General features: G+C 56.1%; 1 rRNA gene. It reads left to right on the top strand.

The features are described from left to right. Positions 1 to 255: ribosomal RNA gene (locus tag L6D75_RS27265) — 16S ribosomal RNA — on the top strand; the annotation flags it as partial.

Genomic DNA, 255 nt, shown 5'->3' on the forward strand with positions numbered 1-255 from the left:
TATGGTGGGCACTCTAAGGAGACTGCCGGTGACAAACCGGAGGAAGGTGGGGATGACGTCAAGTCATCATGGCCCTTACGGCCTGGGCTACACACGTGCTACAATGGTCGGTACAGAGGGTTGCCAAGCCGCGAGGTGGAGCTAATCTCACAAAACCGATCGTAGTCCGGATCGCAGTCTGCAACTCGACTGCGTGAAGTCGGAATCGCTAGTAATCGCGAATCAGAATGTCGCGGTGAATACGTTCCCGGGCCT

The organism is Pseudomonas faucium (assembly GCF_021602585.1).
GTDB lineage: Bacteria > Pseudomonadota > Gammaproteobacteria > Pseudomonadales > Pseudomonadaceae > Aquipseudomonas > Aquipseudomonas faucium.